General features: G+C 67.1%; 17 protein-coding genes. 7 read left to right on the plus strand and 10 right to left on the minus strand.

Annotated elements, in window-relative coordinates:
- Window positions 1–12 precede the first annotated feature (12 nt).
- Window positions 13–354: a hydroxyisourate hydrolase gene (uraH, locus tag HL671_RS15745; protein WP_012047002.1), complete on the plus strand. Its 342-nt coding sequence runs from the start codon at window positions 13–15 to the stop codon at window positions 352–354.
- A 142-nt stretch (window positions 355–496) separates the two neighbouring features.
- Here the strand turns inward: uraH and HL671_RS15750 are convergent, their stop codons facing one another.
- From HL671_RS15750 to HL671_RS15790, 9 genes are all read right to left on the minus strand, one after another.
- Complete coding sequence (locus tag HL671_RS15750) at window positions 497–1312, minus strand: ABC transporter permease (RefSeq protein ID WP_172236940.1); 816 nt, start codon at window positions 1310–1312, stop codon at window positions 497–499.
- Window positions 1309–2190, minus strand: coding sequence for an ABC transporter permease (locus HL671_RS15755; protein WP_172236941.1), 882 nt, complete (start codon window positions 2188–2190; stop codon window positions 1309–1311). The genes HL671_RS15750 and HL671_RS15755 overlap by 4 nt, the downstream gene beginning before the upstream one ends.
- Before the next feature lie 4 nt (window positions 2191–2194).
- On the minus strand, window positions 2195–3241 hold the full coding sequence (locus HL671_RS15760; protein WP_012046999.1) for an ABC transporter substrate-binding protein: 1047 nt from the start codon (window positions 3239–3241) through the stop codon (window positions 2195–2197).
- A 28-nt stretch (window positions 3242–3269) separates the two neighbouring features.
- Window positions 3270–4355: an ABC transporter ATP-binding protein gene (locus tag HL671_RS15765; RefSeq protein WP_172236942.1), complete on the minus strand. Its 1086-nt coding sequence runs from the start codon at window positions 4353–4355 to the stop codon at window positions 3270–3272.
- A 168-nt stretch (window positions 4356–4523) separates the two neighbouring features.
- Window positions 4524–5273, minus strand: a complete 750-nt coding sequence (locus HL671_RS15770) for an aspartate/glutamate racemase family protein (RefSeq protein WP_172236943.1) — start codon at window positions 5271–5273, stop codon at window positions 4524–4526.
- 63 nt (window positions 5274–5336) lie between these two features.
- Entirely contained in the window at window positions 5337–5789 is a 453-nt protein-coding gene (locus tag HL671_RS15775) for a DUF3429 domain-containing protein (RefSeq protein WP_012046996.1), read from the minus strand.
- Window positions 5790–5793: 4 nt separating this feature from the next.
- Window positions 5794–5976 (minus strand): DUF2256 domain-containing protein, encoded by a 183-nt coding sequence (locus tag HL671_RS15780; RefSeq protein WP_172236944.1) that lies wholly within the window; start codon window positions 5974–5976, stop codon window positions 5794–5796.
- A gap of 7 nt (window positions 5977–5983) precedes the next feature.
- Window positions 5984–6748, minus strand: a complete 765-nt coding sequence (locus tag HL671_RS15785) for an SDR family NAD(P)-dependent oxidoreductase (RefSeq protein ID WP_012046994.1) — start codon at window positions 6746–6748, stop codon at window positions 5984–5986.
- Window positions 6749–6862: 114 nt separating this feature from the next.
- The gene (locus HL671_RS15790) at window positions 6863–8338 is read right to left on the minus strand and encodes an amidase (RefSeq protein ID WP_172236945.1); all 1476 of its coding nucleotides are present in this window, start codon (window positions 8336–8338) and stop codon (window positions 6863–6865) included.
- A gap of 271 nt (window positions 8339–8609) precedes the next feature.
- On the opposite strand from HL671_RS15790, the gene HL671_RS15795 reads away from it, so the two are divergent.
- The 6 genes from HL671_RS15795 (at window position 8610) to HL671_RS15820 (ending at window position 16822) form a co-directional block, all read left to right on the plus strand.
- Complete coding sequence (locus tag HL671_RS15795) at window positions 8610–10226, plus strand: hypothetical protein (RefSeq protein ID WP_246579561.1); 1617 nt, start codon at window positions 8610–8612, stop codon at window positions 10224–10226.
- A gap of 72 nt (window positions 10227–10298) precedes the next feature.
- Entirely contained in the window at window positions 10299–10883 is a 585-nt protein-coding gene (locus tag HL671_RS15800) for a LysE family translocator (protein WP_246579560.1), read from the plus strand.
- 142 nt (window positions 10884–11025) lie between these two features.
- A complete protein-coding gene (locus tag HL671_RS15805; RefSeq protein ID WP_246579559.1) occupies window positions 11026–11325 on the plus strand; it encodes a hypothetical protein in 300 nt (99 codons plus the stop codon).
- Between the two features lie 58 nt (window positions 11326–11383).
- A complete protein-coding gene (ihpA, locus tag HL671_RS15810) occupies window positions 11384–12652 on the plus strand; it encodes a divalent metal ion exporter subunit IhpA (protein WP_172236947.1) in 1269 nt (422 codons plus the stop codon).
- On the plus strand, window positions 12649–13641 hold the full coding sequence (ihpB, locus tag HL671_RS15815; RefSeq protein WP_172236948.1) for a divalent metal ion exporter adaptor subunit IhpB: 993 nt from the start codon (window positions 12649–12651) through the stop codon (window positions 13639–13641). Before ihpA ends, ihpB begins: the two co-directional genes overlap by 4 nt.
- Window positions 13634–16822: an efflux RND transporter permease subunit gene (locus HL671_RS15820; RefSeq protein ID WP_172236949.1), complete on the plus strand. Its 3189-nt coding sequence runs from the start codon at window positions 13634–13636 to the stop codon at window positions 16820–16822. Before ihpB ends, HL671_RS15820 begins: the two co-directional genes overlap by 8 nt.
- Here the strand turns inward: HL671_RS15820 and HL671_RS15825 are convergent.
- Window positions 16803–17549: an SDR family oxidoreductase gene (locus HL671_RS15825; protein ID WP_012046986.1), complete on the minus strand. Its 747-nt coding sequence runs from the start codon at window positions 17547–17549 to the stop codon at window positions 16803–16805. The genes HL671_RS15820 and HL671_RS15825 overlap by 20 nt on opposite strands.
- Window positions 17550–17551: the final 2 nt, after the last annotated feature.

The raw sequence follows: 17551 nt of genomic DNA on the forward strand, positions 1-17551 counted from the left end.
GCGGAGTGGCTGATGGCTGGTGGTATCTCGGTTCATGCGGTCGATGTGGCGAATGGGCGCCCGGCGTTGGGACTGCGGGTCGCGATCTGGCGCCTCGCGCCCGATCGGGCTCTGCTCGCGGAAGGCCAACTCGGCGCCGACGGCACCTTGCAGGCGCCGGTCGTCAAGGGCGATGGTGTCACAGCCGGCGAGTATGAGGTGCTGTTTCATATCGGCGAGTTCTTCGGGGCCAACGCTCAGACGAGATTCCTGACCACAGTGCCGTTTCGCTTCGCGATCGACAAGGTCGAGGAGCATTTTCACCTGCCGCTGAAATTCACCCCCTGGGGTTATTCGATCTTCCGCGGCGCTTGATCGCACTACGCCTCACGCCATCATACGCTCATGGTTGGACGATACTGTATGCCAAGATATTGCTCGTCGTGCCGGGACGAGCCCGCCATGACGGCGCTGATGGAGATGGGCACGAACCAGCACCGATGCGACCCGGGCAAGCTCAGCCGGTCAGTCGCTTCGACAGGCCCGTGGTGCGCTCCATGATCGCCATCAGCGCGACCGTGCCGATGATCAGCACGCTCGACAGCGCGGCGATGGTGACGTCGAGCTTGCCTTCGAGGTCCTGCCACATCCGGATCGGCAGCATGTCGGTGGCAGCATCGCGCAGGAACAGCGACACCGGCACGTTATCGAACGACGACATGAAGGCGATGAACGCGCCCGAAATGATGCCGGGGCGGATCAGCGGCAGCACGATCCGGCGGAAAGTGTAGAGCCTGGAGGCCCCGAGGATCGCCGAGCTTTCCAGCAAGGTCGGCTCCAGCTGCGCCAGCGCAGCGACCGTGTTGCGCACCACATAGGGCACGCAGACGATGGTGTGGCCGATCACCAGCGTCAGCAGCGAGATCGGCAGCCCGATCAGCGAAAAGAACATCAGCGCCGCGAGGCCGAAGGCGAGCGCTGGCAGCACCAGCGGCGACATGAACAGCGAGTCCAGCAGCTTTGCCGTCAGTGCCTTGGAGCGCGAGATCGCCAGCGCCGCGGCGACGCCGAGCACGATCGAGAGCGCCGTGGACGACATCGCGACGACGACGCTGTTGCGCGCCGCGAATTGCAGCTGCCAGGCGTTCCACAATTCGACGTACCAGCGCGTCGAATAGCCCTGCGGCGGGAATTTCAGCGAAAAGCCCGAGGTGAAGGAGACAATCACGACGACCAGCGACGGCGACACGATCAGGATCAGCGCCAGCACGGCGATGGCTGTCATCACGATCTGGAAGCTGAGCGCTTCCCAGTTCCGCTGCCGGCCGCTCATCGGGCGTCTCCATAGCCACGGGCGCGCCGTCCGAGCATCGAGAACAGCGCGACGATGGCGAGCACCGCGAACAGGAAGATGATCGAGATCGCAGCCGCAAACGGCCAGTTCTGCAACGTCGAGGCCTGCTGATAGAGATACATCGGCATGAACAGCATCTGGCCGCCGCCGACCAGCGACTGGGTGATGAAGGCGGTGATCGCCGCGGCATAGGTCAAGGTGCAGCCCGCGATGATGCCGGGCATCGACAGCGGCAGCATCACCTTGACGAAGGTGCGCCAGCTGCCGGCGCCGAGCGAGGCCGAGGCGTCGGCAAGATTGGGATCGATGCGGCCGATCGCGGTGATCAAGGGCAGCACCATCAGCGGCATCTGCACCTGGGCCAGCGCGGCGATCAATCCGCCCTGCGTGTAGATCATGCGCAGCGGCGTGCCGATCAGGCCGAGCGACTGCAGCACCGAGTTGATGATGCCCTGTCGTCCGAGGATCACGATCCAGGCGAAGGTGCGGACGACGACGCTGGTGAGCAGCGGCAGCAGCACGATCATGATGATCAGGGTCTGCACCCGACTGCCGGAGCGCTGGTACAGCCAGGCGATCGGATAGCCGAGCACGAGGCAGGCGAGCGTCACCTCGGCGCCCAGCAGCAGGGTCGAGCCGAGCACCGCGAGGCTGAAGGGATCGCTCAGGAACTTGATGTACTGGCCGAGCCCCCACACCGTGGCCGCGGTGTCGTTGTGCAGCGACAGATAGAACAATTGCGCCAGCGGCAGCACGAAGAAGATCGCGAACACCACCCCCAAGGGCAGCGCGAGCCCCAGGCTGAAGCTGGTCACGTCGCCAGGAGCTGTCGCGCTTGCTGTCGTGGCGCTCTTCATCGCGTCAGATCTTGATGTCGCGGTTGAACTTTTCGATCCAGGAGGCGCGCTGCTCGTTGATCTTCTTCCAGTCCTGGAACACGAACTTCTTCTTCAGCTCCGCGGTGTCCTTGGCCAGCACCTTGGCGATCTCGCCGGTCATCGCGACCTTGGTGTTGGTCGGCACGATCAGATAGGGCGGGTTCATCAGCGCCGTCTGGACCTCTGGCGACAGCGCCGCCTCGATCAGCTTGAAGGCCAGCTCCTTGTTCGGCGAGTTCTTGACGATGTGGATCGTGGTCTTGAAGGCGATCGCGCCTTCTTTCGGCGCCACGAACTCGACCGGCACGCCGCGCGCTTTCAGGATCTGGATGGCGTTGAAATTGCCCGGCGAGATGTCGATCTGGCCCTGCTGGAACAGCGTCGCCAGCGCGCCGGGATTGGCGGCGACGGCGGCAAGGTTCGGCTTCAGCTCCTCCAACGCCTTGAACCCTTCGTCGACATTGGCCTCGGAGCCGCCGCGCATCCGTGCAATCTCAACCAGCCAGCCGGTGCCGAGCGTCGAGTTCAGATTGGTGATGCCGACCTTGCCCTTGAATTCCGGCTTCCACAGATCCGCCCATGATGTCGGCGGCGTCTTCACGGTCTCCGGATTGAAGGTGAGGCCGACGACCTGGAAGAACGGCGCCGGGCCCATCGCGTCCTGCGCTTCTGGAATCAGGTCCTTGAAGTACGCACTCTTATCGGCCGGGAACGGCTCGACGAGGTCCTGGCCGATCGCGACCAGCGCCGGACCCGGATCGTGCAGCATGACGTCGATCGGCGGATTGGCCTTGGCGGCATTGACCTTGGCGATCTGGTCGACCGACAGCATCGGATCCAGCACGATCGCGGCATCCGCATTGGCCTTGCGGAACGCCGGCACCAGCACCGCCTTGTGCGCCTCCTCCCAGCTGCCGGTGAAGGTCGCGAATACCAGCGGCCGCGCTTGCGCGAGGCTCAGGCCCGGGAACGCATGCATGGCTCCCAGCGTCAAGGCGCTGGTCAGGAGCCGGCGGCGATCAAGCATCATGTTTCACTCCGATGTGTCTGTTGGTTGTTCATTGCGGGAAGACGGTGGCGAGCCCCGGGGCCAGCGGCGCGACGCGCACGGGCGTGCCGGCCTCACGCAACGGCGTGCCGCCGGTGCGGGCCTGCGAAATCTTGATGCTCGATCCGTCCTTGGCCTTGATCTCATGGACCACGGTGGCGCCGAGCGGCAGCGCCATGCCGATCTCGCCGGCAAAACCGCTGTCGTCGCTGACGAAGGTGAGATGCTCGGGACGCAGGCAGACGATGACCTTGTCTGAGGCACGGACCGGCTTGGGCGCGCGGGCGATGATCTCTCCGCCGGCGTCGAGCGCGACCTTCACGCCGTCAGCGTCGGTCGCGATTACCGTGCCCGTCACCCTGTTGGCGGTACCGACGAAGGTATTCACAAACAGTGTCTGCGGCTGATCGTAGATTTCCGATGGCGTTCCGAACTGCTCGAGATGACCGTGGCTCAGCACGGCGACGCGATCGGCCATCGACAGCGCTTCCTCCTGGTCGTGGGTCACGATCAGGGTGGTCGTCCCGGCCATGCGCTGCAGTCGCTTGACCTCGATCTGCATGTCCAGTCGCAAATTCTTGTCGAGGGCGGCGAACGGCTCGTCGAGCAGCAGAATCGACGGCTTGATCGCGAGCGCGCGCGCCAGCGCCACGCGCTGCTGTTGGCCGCCCGACAATTGCCGCGGCAGCCGCTCGCCGAATGGGCCAAGCTGCACCATGTCGAGCAGTCGCTGCGCCTCCTTGTTGCGCGTCGCCTTGTCGACGCCGCGCGCCGCGAGGCCGTAGCCGACATTCTCCGAGATCGAGAGGTGCGGGAACAGCGCGTAGTTCTGGAACACGATCCCGACCGCGCGCCGGTTAGGTGGCAAGGCATCGACAACGTCATTGCCGATGATCACGCGCCCCTCGCTCTGGCCGATGAAGCCGGCGATGATGCGCAGCAAGGTGGTCTTGCCGCAGCCGGACGGTCCGAGCAGAGCGATGATCTCGCCGCCTTTGACATCGAGATTGATGTCGGAGACGGCCATCGTGCCGCTGGCAAAGCGGTGCGTGATCCGATCCAGAACGAGCGACTTGGCTTCTGATACGCTGGCCATGGGCTTCCTGCTCAACTGATTGGAAAAAGCAAGAAGCGTGCCGTCTTTTCAGGCAGCGGGGGCTGTTTGTGTACAAGCAGGTTCCCGGCCGGTATGCGAGTGTGCCGGACTGACGTAGCAGCTCACAGAAAGCAGTTTGTGGGCCCCTCTCTCCCCACGCCACTCCAACTAACCGTCGCGGTGCTCCAGCCGCGCGGCCAGCGCTTCCGACAATCCCGTCGTCGGCTTCGCCGCCGGACGGCGGAAGGTGCCGGCGGTGGCCTTGCGCATCTTCAGCGCCAGCAGCGCCTCGGCCTGTTTCACCGCGGCGATCACCTGATCGACCACCGGCACTGGAATGCGATGCGCGACGCGCGCGGCAAGTCCGGAGAGCGGCGCACCGGCGAAGATCAGGACGTCGGCCTCGTTCTCCTCAACCGCGCGCAGCGCCAACTCGACCAGCAGCTCCTCCTTCTCGTGCTGCACGTCGGAGATCTGCTTGAAGCTGCCGTCGAGCATGTGAATGCCGGCGCAGCGCTCCATCAGCCCATGCATGCGCACGCACTCCTCGTACCAGGGGCCGAGCGCCTGCGCGAAGGTGACGATCGCAAAACGCCGCCCGGCCATGCAGGCCGTCAGCATTGCCGCTTCGGCGAGCCCGATGACGGGCACGTCGAACAGCTCGCGCGCGGCGAACAGGCCGGGATCGCCGAAGGCGGCGATGATCGCGGCATCGAAGCTGCCGTTGCGCTCGGCCAGCATTTCCAGCGCAACGGCCCCGCCGATCTGCGCTTCGGCGCGGGTTGCGATGTAGGGCACGCCGCGCGGCGCCGTGCATGGGATCAGGCTGGTGCCAGGCGCGGCGGCGGCGCGGCCGACCTGCAGCATCAGATCGGTGATGTCGGTGCGGATGTTGGGATTGAGCAGCAGGATGTTCATGGCGCCTCGCGAGGGGATGCGCGAGCTTGCCTGACGCATTGCGGCCTTGTCCAGCGGTGGTCGTCAGGGCACGGTTCGAACGACGATGCTGATCAACGTCGCGAGCAGAGAGAGCATCGCGCCGATGCTGAGCAGCCGCCGCAGCCGGACAAACCAGGCACGGGAATCGTCGCTGCCGAAGTTGAATTCGTCGAAGACCAAGGCCGCCAGCAGCGCGGTCGTGAGCAGCACCAGCGCCGGCAGCGGTGGCAGTAGCAGCGCGACCCAGCCGAGCAGAGATGGCGTCACGCCCCAGCTCATCCGCGGCCAAGTCGCCAGCGCCGGCGTTTGCACCGCGGCTCCCCAATGCAGCGCCCCCAGGAAGCTCACAATGACCGCGCCATAGCCGATCTGCGCGCGCAAGGCGGCTGCGTGCAGGCTGTCGTCGCCGGCGATCACAACAGCTGCAAGGCCGATGAACGGGATCAGTCCCGCCAAGCCAAGGCTGCGCATCGGTGCGGGAATGCCGGACAACATCGGGCTAACGTCCTTGGGGCGTGGCGGTCGGGGCGGAGGCAATTTGGCTGCGCTCGTACCGGCAGCGGTCCGAGCAGTATTTCACCTCGTCCCAGTCGCGCGCCCATTTGCGCCGCCATGCGAAAGGGCGGCCGCAGGTGGCGCAGATCTTGGTCGGCAGGTCGGCCTTGCGCCGCATCCTCGGCATGGACGCCTCACCACGGGACCGGCGTGCCGCGCCAGTCATAGAAGCCGCCGGAGTCCTTGGCGTCGAGCCGGTCGATGACGCCGAGCAGGTGCCGCGCCGCCTCGACCGGTGCGACGCCCGACGTCGCGGCGAACGGCGCCGACAGCCGGGTGGCGACAGTGCCGGGATGCAGTGCGACGCAGACCGCTTCGGGAGCGCGGCGGGCGAGCTCGATGGCCGCGCAATGCACAAGCTGGTTGAGCGCTGCCTTGGACGCGCGATAGCCGTACCAGCCGCCGAGCCGGTTGTCGCCGATCGAGCCGACCCGCGCCGAGAGCGCCGCGACCATGGCCTTGCCGGTGCGTGGCAGTCGCGGCAGCAGATGCTTCAGCAGCAGCGCCGGACCGATGGCGTTGATGGCGAAGGCGCGGGCGAGCCGCTCGGCATCGAGCTCACGCCAGCTCTTCTCGGGCAGTGCTGTGCCCTCGTGAAGCATGCCGGTCGCGAGGATGACGAGACGGATGTCGCCGCAGGTCGCCAGCGTCTCCGCCGCCGTTGCGACGCTCGCCTCGTCGGTGAGATCGAAGCTGAGGTCGCCGCAGCGGCTGAAGCCGAGCACGCGGTCGAACCGGCCGCTGTCAGTCAGCGCCGCGCCGAGGGCTGCGCCGATGCCGCCGGTGGCCCCGAACACGGCGGCCAAGCCACCGTGCGGAAAGGAGTCCAGCCGAACGGTGAGCCGGGGCGCGTCGTGCCCTGCAGCACCGTCACGGCTCGCTGTCAGCTGGTCGGCCACGTCCATCCTCGCAGGTCACGGGCGGCGCTCAGCTCGGCCAAGCACTGTCCATGGTCACCAACGCTTGATGAGCGCGATCGGATCATCGCCTCGCGCAAAAGGTGGGCCGCTTAACTATCCCTTGGTGACATGCACCGCCGGGGTTGCACCGGCGTTCCATTTGCCATCGATCGCGCGCTCGATCTGGGCGGCCAGCTGCAGCAGCAGGCCGTCATCCGCCTGCTTGCCGATCGCCTGGATGCCGAGCGGCAGGCCATGTTCGTTGGTCGCGAGCGGCAGCGAGAGCGCCGGAATGCCGCAGAGATTGGCGAGCGGCGTGAAGGCGAAGTTGCGCCACAGATTCTCGAACCAGTCGAGCACGTCGGGATTGTCGCTGATGGTCAGATATTCGGTGGTGCCGATTTTCGGCGTCGGCAGCGCGGTGATCGGGGTCAGGATGATGTCCCAATCCTCGAAGAACGCGCCGAAGGCGCGCGAGGTGGTGTTGAACACCGCCTGCATCGCCGCCCGCTCGGCGAAGCTGGTGCTGCGACCGGCTTCCCAGATGCGGATGTTGATCGGCTCGATCAGGTCGGCCGGGGGCCGCTCGAGCTTGCGCTGTGCCAGCAGGTTGCTGATGACGATCGCGAAGTTCGAGATGTAGCAGGTGGTCTGCGCCGCAAAGGCGGCACGATAATCGACGTCGGGCAGCGCATATCCGACGTGATGGCCGAGCCCTTCGAGGAATTTGCCGACGCGTTCCAGCTCGGCCGCGATATGCGGCGTGGCGCGGTAGTCGCCCCATTGATGCGACAGCGCGATTCGGAGCTTGCCGGGATCGCGCTTGATCAGCTCGACATAGGGCTCCGGCGTGGTCCAATACGGCATGAATTCGCCCGGCGCGCCGCCGCGGCAATGATCGACGAAAGCGGCAGTGTCGCGGACGCTGCGCGACTGGCAGCCCTGGATCGAGACCAGCCCGGTAAGATCGGACAGATGCGGCGCGATCGAGAACACGCCGCGCGAGACTTTCAGGCCGATATTGCCGTTGACGCCGGCCGGAATGCGGATCGAGCCGCCGCCATCGGTGGCGTGCGCGATCGGCACCACGCCCGCCGCGACCATCGCCGCACTGCCGGCGGACGAGCCGCAGGTCGTGTAGTCGGTATTCCAGGGATTTCGCGTGACATAGACGGCCGGGTTCTCCGCCGAGCTGCAGACGCCGAACTCCGGCGTCGTCGTGCGGCCCATCAAATTGAGACCGGCCTTGCGCATCTTCGCGGTGAGGTGCGTGTCGGCGACGGGACGGTTGCCGCGCATGAACAGCGAGCCCTGCTCCTGCAGCCGGCCCGCCATGGTCGGGCCGAGATCCTTCATCAGGAACGGCAGGCCGGCAAACGGACCCTGCGTATTGGCGCCGGCCTTGATCGGATCCTCGATTGCGTCGGCGAACACTTCGACGACGCCGCACAGTTTCGGATCGACCTTGGCAATGCCCTCGGCGGCCTGCCGTGCGAGTTCCGCGGCGGTCAGCTCGCCGCTTTTCACACGGGCCGCGAGCGCCATGCCATCATGCCGGGCCCACTCGTCCCAGCTCATCACCAAAGTCATTGCTGTCCGATCCTTCGCGCCGCGATCATCATGGCCTCGCCGGGCCGTGATCCGCGCAGTTCATATTGTCCGGCGGCGCGAACCTTAGTGGCCGAAGGAACCAAGTCAATCAATCGACCTGCATGCGGTTCATTCGATCTCGTCATGCGGCACGGCTTACCGCCGTTTCGCCGGTGTTAACGAAGACTGACGCGAGCGCCGTTCCGGAAAGCGGGACTTAAGCTTTAGCGGTTAACAGGGCAGGCCAGGGAGCGCGGCACGGGACGTTCGCATGACCACCGAGGCGATTGGATCGGCAGATGCGGACCGGGGCGCTGCGAGCGACGGCCTCATGGCGCGGCTGTCACGGCGCTCTCTGGTCATCCTGTCGATCTGGTTTGTGCTGTTCGCGGTCGAGCTGATCGTCAGCATCAACCTGGCCGGCGGCCGTCTCGTTTTCACCCTTGACGATGCCTACATCCATCTGGCCGTGGCCGATCAGATCCTGTCGGGCGGCTATGGCGTCAATCTCGGCGAGTTTTCATCACCGAGCTCGTCGATCATCTGGCCCTATCTGATCGCCGCCACCGAGGCGGTGCATCTCGGTGGCTGGGGGCCGCTGCTCATCAGCGCCGCCGCGGCCGCGGCCACGATCGTCACCATCATGCGGCTGCTGGAAGGCTGCGGCCTGTTCGACGCAGCCGGCTCCTGGCTCGTGGGCGCGCTCTGCGTGACGACGATTTTCATCATCAGCGCAGTCGCGCTGGCGATGACCGGGCTCGAGCACAGCCTTCACGTCTGGGCGACGGTGACCACCTTCGCCGGCCTCGCCGCCGCGGCGCAGGGCCGCGCGCCAAGTGGACTGCAGATCGTCGCCTTGGTACTGCTGCCGCTGATCCGCTTCGAAGGTGCGGCACTGGCCTGCGCGGCGCTGGCCGCGCTCGTGCTCCTGCGGCAACGCCGCGCCGCCGCGCTTGCCGCCGCTCTGATCGCCGCGGCGTTGCTGGCCTATGCGGCGCGCATGCACGCGCTCGGCCTGCCGCTGCTGCCGAGCTCGGTGCTGTTGAAGGCCCGCTTCGTCGAAGCGGCGTATGAGCGCACCACCGCGTTCAGCGCCGTCACGGACAATCTGATCCTGAGCCTGATCAATCCCTACGGCCAGCGCCTGCTGCTACTCGGCATGGCCGTGGCCGCCACCGCCTGCTGGCTGCGCGGCGACAGGTCGGCCTTGATCATCGCCGGCGCTGTGCTGGCGGCGGTCGGCGGCCACGTCGCTTTCGGCCAGTATGACTGGTTCCACCGCTACGAGGTCTATGTGATCGCGCTCGCCGCCGTGGCGTGGCTGTGGCTGGTCGCTCGCCTCCGGCCCCATCTCGATGCGCGCGTGGCGACGGCCTTGAACGCCCCCCTGCTGATGCTGCTGGGCTTTGCGGCGTGGCCCTACGTTGCTGCCGCGCTCGCGACGCCACTGGCGTCCCGCAACATCTATCAGCAGCAATATCAGATGGGCCGCTTTGCCCGGGAGTTCTATCGCCATCCCGTGGCGGTCAACGACCTCGGGTTGGTCGCCTATCGCAATCCGAACTACGTGCTCGATCTCTGGGGCCTCGGCTCCGAGCCGGTGCGCAAGGCCAAGCTCGCCGGCCATTATGGCCCGGCGGAGATGGCCGCACTTGCCGCGCAGCACGCGGTCGGCATGGCGATGATCTATGACCGCTGGTTCCCGCAAGGCGTGCCGGCGAGCTGGACCAAGGTGGCGGTGCTGCACACGCCGTTCGTCACAGTCGCCGCAGGCGACGTGGCCTTCTACCGGACGCCGGACGCCGATCCGGCCGAGGTCACGCGTGCGCTCAAGGCGTTCGCGCCGACGCTGCCGCCGAATGTGGCTCTGGATATCCTGAGCCGCTGACGGCGCCGCCGCCTCCGGCGTGACATTGACCTTCGTCAAGGCGGCCAGTCCGCCGGCATGGTCGATGGCAACATGGATTTGTTGACCTTCGTTCTGTCGACCGCGGCCCTGCTGGCCACACCCGGTCCGACCAACACGCTGCTGGCGACGGCAGGCGCCAGCCGCGGCGCGCGCGCCTCCGCGCATCTGCTGCTCGCCGAACTCGCCGGCTATCTGCTGGCGATCCTGCTGCTACGCGTCGTGCTCGGACCGGTGCTAGCGACGGCGCCGCTGGTCGGCCACGCCTTGCGTGTCGTGGTCGTGCTGTATCTGCTGCATCTGGCCACGTCACTGTGGCGTCATGGCGGTGCCGGCCACAGCGATGCGGCGGCGGTCACCCTGCGCCGCGTCTTCATCACCACGCTGTTCAATCCGAAGGCCATCATCTTCGCCTTCACCTTGCTACCCGCCCCCGGCGCCGGGATCGAGCTGCTGCCATTCGCCGTTGCGCTCGGCTGCTCCACGATCATGATCGGCGGCGGCTGGCTGGTGCTCGGTGCGACGCTGCGGCGCGGTCTTGGGCAGGTCATGCCGGCGACGCTCGGCTATCGTTGCAGCGCTGCCGCGCTGGCGCTGCTGGCCTGCGTCATCCTCGCGCCCGCGCTTGCGGTGCCGTGACGCGGTTCCCCTTGTTACATTGTTGCGGATCGACAATCGCTGCGGCAACGTGCTATCGGCTGCGCGACCAGGGGGCGCGGTGCGCAGCATTGATCGACGATCTCACGGAAGCCGTCCGCGCTTGCTGCGCCGGATCGCGGCCATGTGCGTGATGCTGGCCTATCTGCTCGCCGGCGCGCTGCACGGCACCTGCGACCTTGACGTGGCCCATGTCCCAGCCGGCAAGCTGGAGATCGCGTCGTTGCTCGACAAGGCCAGTCATTCCGATCCGCGCGGCATCGCCGATCACCATTGCCATGGCTGCTTCTCGGTGGCCATTCCTCAGTTGCAGCTCGCGGCCGTTCCGGCCGACATCGTCGCCGCAACCGACTGGGCCATTCCGCTGCTTCGCGCCGGCATCGTCTCCGAGTCGGAGTCTCCGCCCCCGAAACACCTGATCTGACGCTGCGTGCCGGACGGCCGACGCCGTCCATTCTTGCTCGTCCAGACAGGTTCTTCTCATGTCATTTGCTGGGACGGCTGCGCGCGCGCTCTGCGCCGCAGCCCTGCTCGCGGCGTCCGCATACGCTGCGTCTGCGCAGACCTTGACCCTGCGCGAGGCGCTGGCGCGCGCACTCGCCGTCAGTCCGCGATTATCGGCCGCCGATCGCGACATCGGCATCGCCTCCGGCCAGCGGCTGCAGGCCGGCGCGCTGCTCAATCCCGAGCTCTCTTATGAGCAGGACAATTCGTTCGGCGCCGGCGCGTATCGCGGTACACGCGCGGCCGAGACGACGTTGCAGATCAGCCAGGCCTTCGAATGGTTCGGCAAGCGCGACGCGCGCGTCGCCGCCGGCCAGGCCGGGGTTCGCGCGGCCGAGGTGCAACGCCAGGCGGTGCGGCTCGAAGTCTTGTCTGAAACGGCGATTGCCTTCGTGACAGTCCTCGCCGCGCAGCGCCGCATCCAGATCCTCGATGATCAGGTCGCCGCGCTGGACCGGCTGACGCCGCTGTTGCGGCGGCGGGTCGAGGCTGGTGCGTCGTCGCCGGCTGAGACCGGCCGTGCCGAGGTCGCCTCCGCGCTGGTGCGCGCCGATCGCGAGCGCGTCAAGGCGACGTTCGCCAGCGCACGGCGCGAGCTTGCCGTGCTCACTGGTGACAGCTCGGCCAAATTCGCCTCCGTCAGCGGCCGCTTCGAAGCTATCGGCCAGCCGCCATCGTTTCAGAGCGTCATGACGGCGATTGACGCCAATCCGCAGTTGGCGCGCTGGACCGCGGTCTTTGCCCAGCGCAATGCCGAGCTGCTGCTGGCGCGGCTGAAACCCTATCCCGACGTGCGCGTCGGCGCCGGCTGGCGCCACTTCAACGACACGAAGGACGATGCGGTCAGGCTCAGCGTCTCCGTGCCGATCCCGGTGTTCGATCAGAACCAGGGCAACATCCTCTCCGCGCAGGAAAGCCTCGCCAAGACCGAGGCCGAGCGCAAGGCCAACCGCAACGCGCTGCTTATCGTCGCCGGCCGTGCCTATGACTCGCTGCAGGGCTCGCTGCGCGAATTGTCCGTCCTGCGCGAGATCGCGATCCCCAAGGCGCAGGAGGCGGCGGACGAGATCGCGCAGGGCTACAGCGCCGGCCGCTTCACCCTGCTCGAAGTGCTGGACGCGCAGGCGAGCGTGGCGCAGGCCCGGCTGCGCGAACAGGAGGCGCTGCAGAACATCCATGTCGCGGTCGCGACGATCGAGGGCCTGGTCGGCCGCCCCTTCACTCTGGCTCGGGAGACCACGCGATGAAGATCTCCACCATCACCGTTATCGTGATTCTGGCGGCTGCAGCCGGCGCCGGGGTGTCGCACCTCCTGGCGGACGCGGTGCCGCACAGGAATACGGCGGCTGGCCACACCGATCACGCCGAGAAGCAGGAGCGGACGCCGAGGGATCACGTCGAGCAGGACGAGCACGGTGCCGACCGCATCCGCATCAGCGACGTCAAGCTCGCCGCCGCCGGCGTCACGCTCGCCGAAGCGGGGCCGGCGACGCTCTCGGACACGCTGGCGTTCAACGGCGTGCTGCGCGCCAATCAGGAGGCGCTGGTGCAGGTGACGCCGCGCTTCCCCGGCATCGTCCGTGCCATCAGGAAGCGGATCGGCGACAGCGTCGCCAAGGATGAGCTGCTCGCGTCGATCGAAAGCAACCAGAGCCTGACCGCCTATGACCTCAAGGCCCCGATCGGCGGCACCATCATCGATCGCCAGATCTCGCTCGGCGAATATGCCTCCGAGCAGAAGCCGGCCTTCGTGGTCGCGGACCTCTCCACGATCTGGGTCGACCTGTCGATCTATCGCCAGGATCTCCGTCGTGTCCGGCTCGACGACGAGGTGCTGATCGACCCCGATGACGGCCGCGGCCCGATCAAGGGCAACGTGTCCTACATCGCCCCGGTCGGCGCCAGCGAGACGCAGACCGCGCTCGCGCGCGTCGTGCTGGGAAATGCCGACGGCCGCTTGCGCCCCGGCCTGTTCGTGACCGCGCGGCTGGTGCTGGCCAAGCGTAGCGTCGCCGTCGCGGTGCGCGCCAGCGCGATCCAGACGCTGGAGAACAAGACCGTCGTGTTCGTGCGCGAGGAGGCCGACAAGATCGAGGCGCGCCCAGTCGCGCTCGGCGAGTCCGATTCGGTCCATATCGAGATCCGCGATGGTCTGTCACCCGGCGAGCATTACGTCGCCGAGAACAGCTTTGTGGTGAAAGCCGAGATGGGCAAGGGGGAGGCCGAGCATGATTGACGCGATCCTCGCATTTGCCGTGCGCCAGCGCTGGCTGGTGCTGCTGGTCTCGCTTGCCGCCGCCGCCTTCGGCGCCTGGAATTTCACCCGGCTGCCGATCGATGCCGTGCCCGACATCACCAATGTCCAGGTGCAGATCAACACCAAGGCGCCGGGCTATTCGCCGCTCGAGACCGAGCAGCGCATCACGTTTCCGGTCGAGACCGCGATGGGCGGTCTGCCGCGGCTGGACTACACGCGCTCGCTGTCGCGCTATGGCCTGAGCCAGGTCACCGTCGTGTTCCAGGACGGCACCGATATCTACTTCGCGCGTCAGCAGGTCAATGAGCGCATCCAGCAGATCAAGGATCAGTTGCCACCGGGCGTCGAGGTCGCGATGGGGCCGCTCTCGACCGGGCTCGGCGAGATCTTCATGTATGCGGTCGAGGCCAGGCCCGGCGCGAAGACGCCTGACGGCGCCGACTACTCGCCGACGGAGCTGCGCACCATCCAGGACTGGATCATCCGGCCGCAGCTGCGCGGCGTTCCCGGCGTGATCGAGGTCAACACCATCGGCGGTTTCGAACGCCAGTTCCACGTGCTGCCCGATCCCGGCCGTCTGATGGCCTACAAGATCAGCTTCCGCGAGGTCATTGCCGCGCTGGCTGCGAACAACGCCAATGTCGGCGCCGGCTATATCGAGCGCAATGGCGAGCAATATCTGGTCCGCGCGCCCGGCCAGGTCGGCACCGCCGCCGAACTCAGGGATATCGTGATCGGCGCGCGCGGCGGCACGCCGGTGCGCATCGGCGACGTCGCCGAAGTCATGGAGGGACGCGACCTGCGGACCGGCGCTGCAACCCTCAATGGCGAGGAGACGATCCTGGGCACCGCGATGCTGCTGATCGGCGAGAACAGTCGCGCCGTGGCGCGGCGGGTCGCCGCGCGGCTCGACGAGATCGCGAGATCGCTGCCCGACGGGGTGATCACGCGCACGCTCTATGACCGTACCCATCTGGTCGAGGCGACGATCCGCACCGTCGAGAAGAATTTGCTCGAAGGCGCCGCGCTGGTCGTCGTCGTGCTGTTCCTGCTGCTGGGCAATATCCGCGCCGCCTTGGTCACCGCCTGCATCATCCCGCTGTCGATGGCGATGACCGTCACCGGCATGGTCGAGAGCAAGGTCAGCGCCAATCTGATGAGCTTGGGCGCGATCGATTTCGGCATCATCGTCGACGGCGCCGTCATCATCGTCGAGAACTGCCTGCGCCTGCTCGCCCAGGCGCAGCACCGCAAGGGCGGGCTCCTCACGACGGCCGAGCGGCTGCGGACCATCGTCGGCGGCGCGCGCGAGGTGATCGGGCCGAGCCTGTTCGGCACGCTGATCATCGCCGTGGTCTATCTGCCGGTGCTCACCTTGACCGGCGTCGAGGGCAAGATGTTCACGCCGATGGCGTTGACCGTGTTGATGGCGCTCGGTGCCGCCGTGCTGTTCTCCGTGACCTTCGTGCCAGCCGCGGTCGCGGTCTTTGTCACCGGCAGAGTGTCGGAGCAGGAGAACCTGGTGATGCGCGGCGCGCGGCGGATCTATGCGCCGCTGCTGCGCGGCGTGATCGCGCATCGCATGATGGTCGCTGCTGCCGCCGTCGTGATCGTCGCCGCAAGCGGGGTCGCGGCGACGCGCATGGGTGGCGAGTTCATCCCGAGCCTCGACGAGGGCGATGTCGCGCTGGCGGCGCTGCGCATTCCCGGCACGAGTCTGACGCTGTCGGTCGATCTGCAGAAGGCGCTGGAGGCGAGGCTGAAGCGAATTTCCGAGGTGAAGGACGTCTTCACCCGCATCGGCACCGCCGAGGTCGCAACCGACCCGATGGCGCCGTCGCAGGGCGACGGCTACATCATGCTGAAGCCGCGCGAGCAGTGGCCCGATCCGGCGAAGCCCAAGGCGCAGCTCGTCGCCGAGATCGAGGAGGCGGCCGACGAGATTCCCGGCAGCAATTACGAGATCTCGCAGCCGATCCAACTGCGCTTCAACGAGTTGATTTCCGGCGTGCGCAGCGACGTCGGCGTCAAGATCTTCGGCGACGATCTCGACATTCTGCAGGGCGCGGCGCGCCAGGTCGAAGCGGCGATCCGCGGCATCTCCGGTGCCACCGATGTCAAGACAGAGCAGGTCGCGGGCCTGCCGATCCTGACCGTGGCCATCGACCGCCAGGCGCTGTCGCGCTACGGCCTCAGCGTCGCCGAAGTACAGAACGTCGTCGAGATTGCGATCGGCGGCAAGGCGACCGGCAAGCTGTTCGACGGCGACCGCCGCTTCGACATCGTCGTGCGCCTGCCCGAGCGACTGCGCGGCAATCTCGACGCGATCCGCGCGATCCCGATTCCGCTGCCGGCCGGAGAGGAAGCGAGTGGGGCACCGCTGCGGACCGCCTTCAATTCCGCAAGCCAGCCGCGCTACGTACCGCTGTCGTCAGTCGCTACGGTCGCCTCGGCGCCGGGACCGAACCAGGTCAGCCGTGAGAATGGCAAGCGTCGCATCGTGGTGTCGGCCAATGTCCGTGCCCGCGATCTCGGCTCGTTCGTGACCGAGGCGCAGGCCACGGTGGCCGAAAAGGTCAAGCTGCCGCCGGGCTATTGGATCGGCTGGGGTGGCCAGTTCGAGCAACTCGTGTCGGCGACCAAGCGGCTCACGATCGTCGTGCCGATCGCGCTCGCTCTGGTATTCCTGCTGCTGTTCATGAGCATGGGCTCGGTCGCGGACGCCGCGCTGGTGTTCTCCGGCGTGCCGCTGGCCCTGACCGGCGGCATCGCCGCGCTGCTGCTGCGCGGGCTGCCACTGTCGATCTCGGCCGGCGTCGGCTTCATCGCGCTCTCAGGCGTCGCGGTGCTCAACGGTCTCGTCATCATCGCGTTCATCGAGCGGCTTCGCCAGGAGGGACGCAGCGTGCTGGCGGCGGTGGAGGAGGGCGCCCTGGCGCGCCTGCGGCCGGTTCTCATGACGGCGCTGGTCGCCTCGCTCGGCTTCGTGCCGATGGCCCTCGCGACCGGTGCCGGTGCCGAGGTGCAGCGGCCGCTCGCGACCGTCGTGATCGGTGGCATCATCTCCTCGACCGTGCTCACCTTGCTGGTATTGCCGGCGCTCTATGTCCTGTTCAGGCGGGAGACGCAGGCACCATCCGTCAAAGCTTCAGCCGCTTGAACAGCGCTTCCGGAATGAGCCCGATGATCGTCATCACCAGCCAGAACCGGCGGCCGACGTAAATCACGTCGCGCGGACTCTCCTCGGCGGCGGCGTAAATGTCGGCGGCGACGCGGGCAGGCGTCACGGTCAGTGGCGCCGGCAGCTTTAGATGCGCGGTCATGCGTGTGCGCACGAAGCCGGGCTTGACGGTGACGACGCGGACCTTGCCGGTCAGCGCCATACGGTTGCGCAAGCCCGATAGGAACTGCGAGAAGCCGGCCTTCGCGGCGCCATAAACGTAGTTCGAACCGCGGCCGCGATCGCCGGCCACCGAGCTGACGCCGACGATGGTGCCGGAGCCGCGGGCGGCGAAGGCGTTGGCGAACAACCCGAGCAGCAGGCTCGGCGCCTCGAAATTGGTGCGCATGACCATTGCGGCGTGCGCGATGTCGCGTTCGGCGCGGGCCTGGTCGCCGAGCTCGCCGACCACGGAGATCACCGTGTCTGGCAGGGCCGGGAGGTCATCGACGAAGGCGGCGAGCCTGTCGGTCTCCAGAATGTCCAGCGCGTGAACGGCCACGTCGTTGCCGGTACGCGCCTTGATGTCGTCGGCATTGCGCTGGGCCGTGATCGTGTCGCGTGCGGCCAGCGCAACCTGCCAGCTGCGCTCGGCATAGCGCAGCGCCGTGGCGTGACCGATGTCGGAACTGCCGCCGATCACCAGCACGGATTTGGATACGGTCATGG

The sequence above is a fragment of the Bradyrhizobium denitrificans genome (assembly GCF_013179005.1).
In the GTDB taxonomy this organism is placed as follows: Bacteria; Pseudomonadota; Alphaproteobacteria; order Rhizobiales; family Xanthobacteraceae; genus Bradyrhizobium; species Bradyrhizobium denitrificans.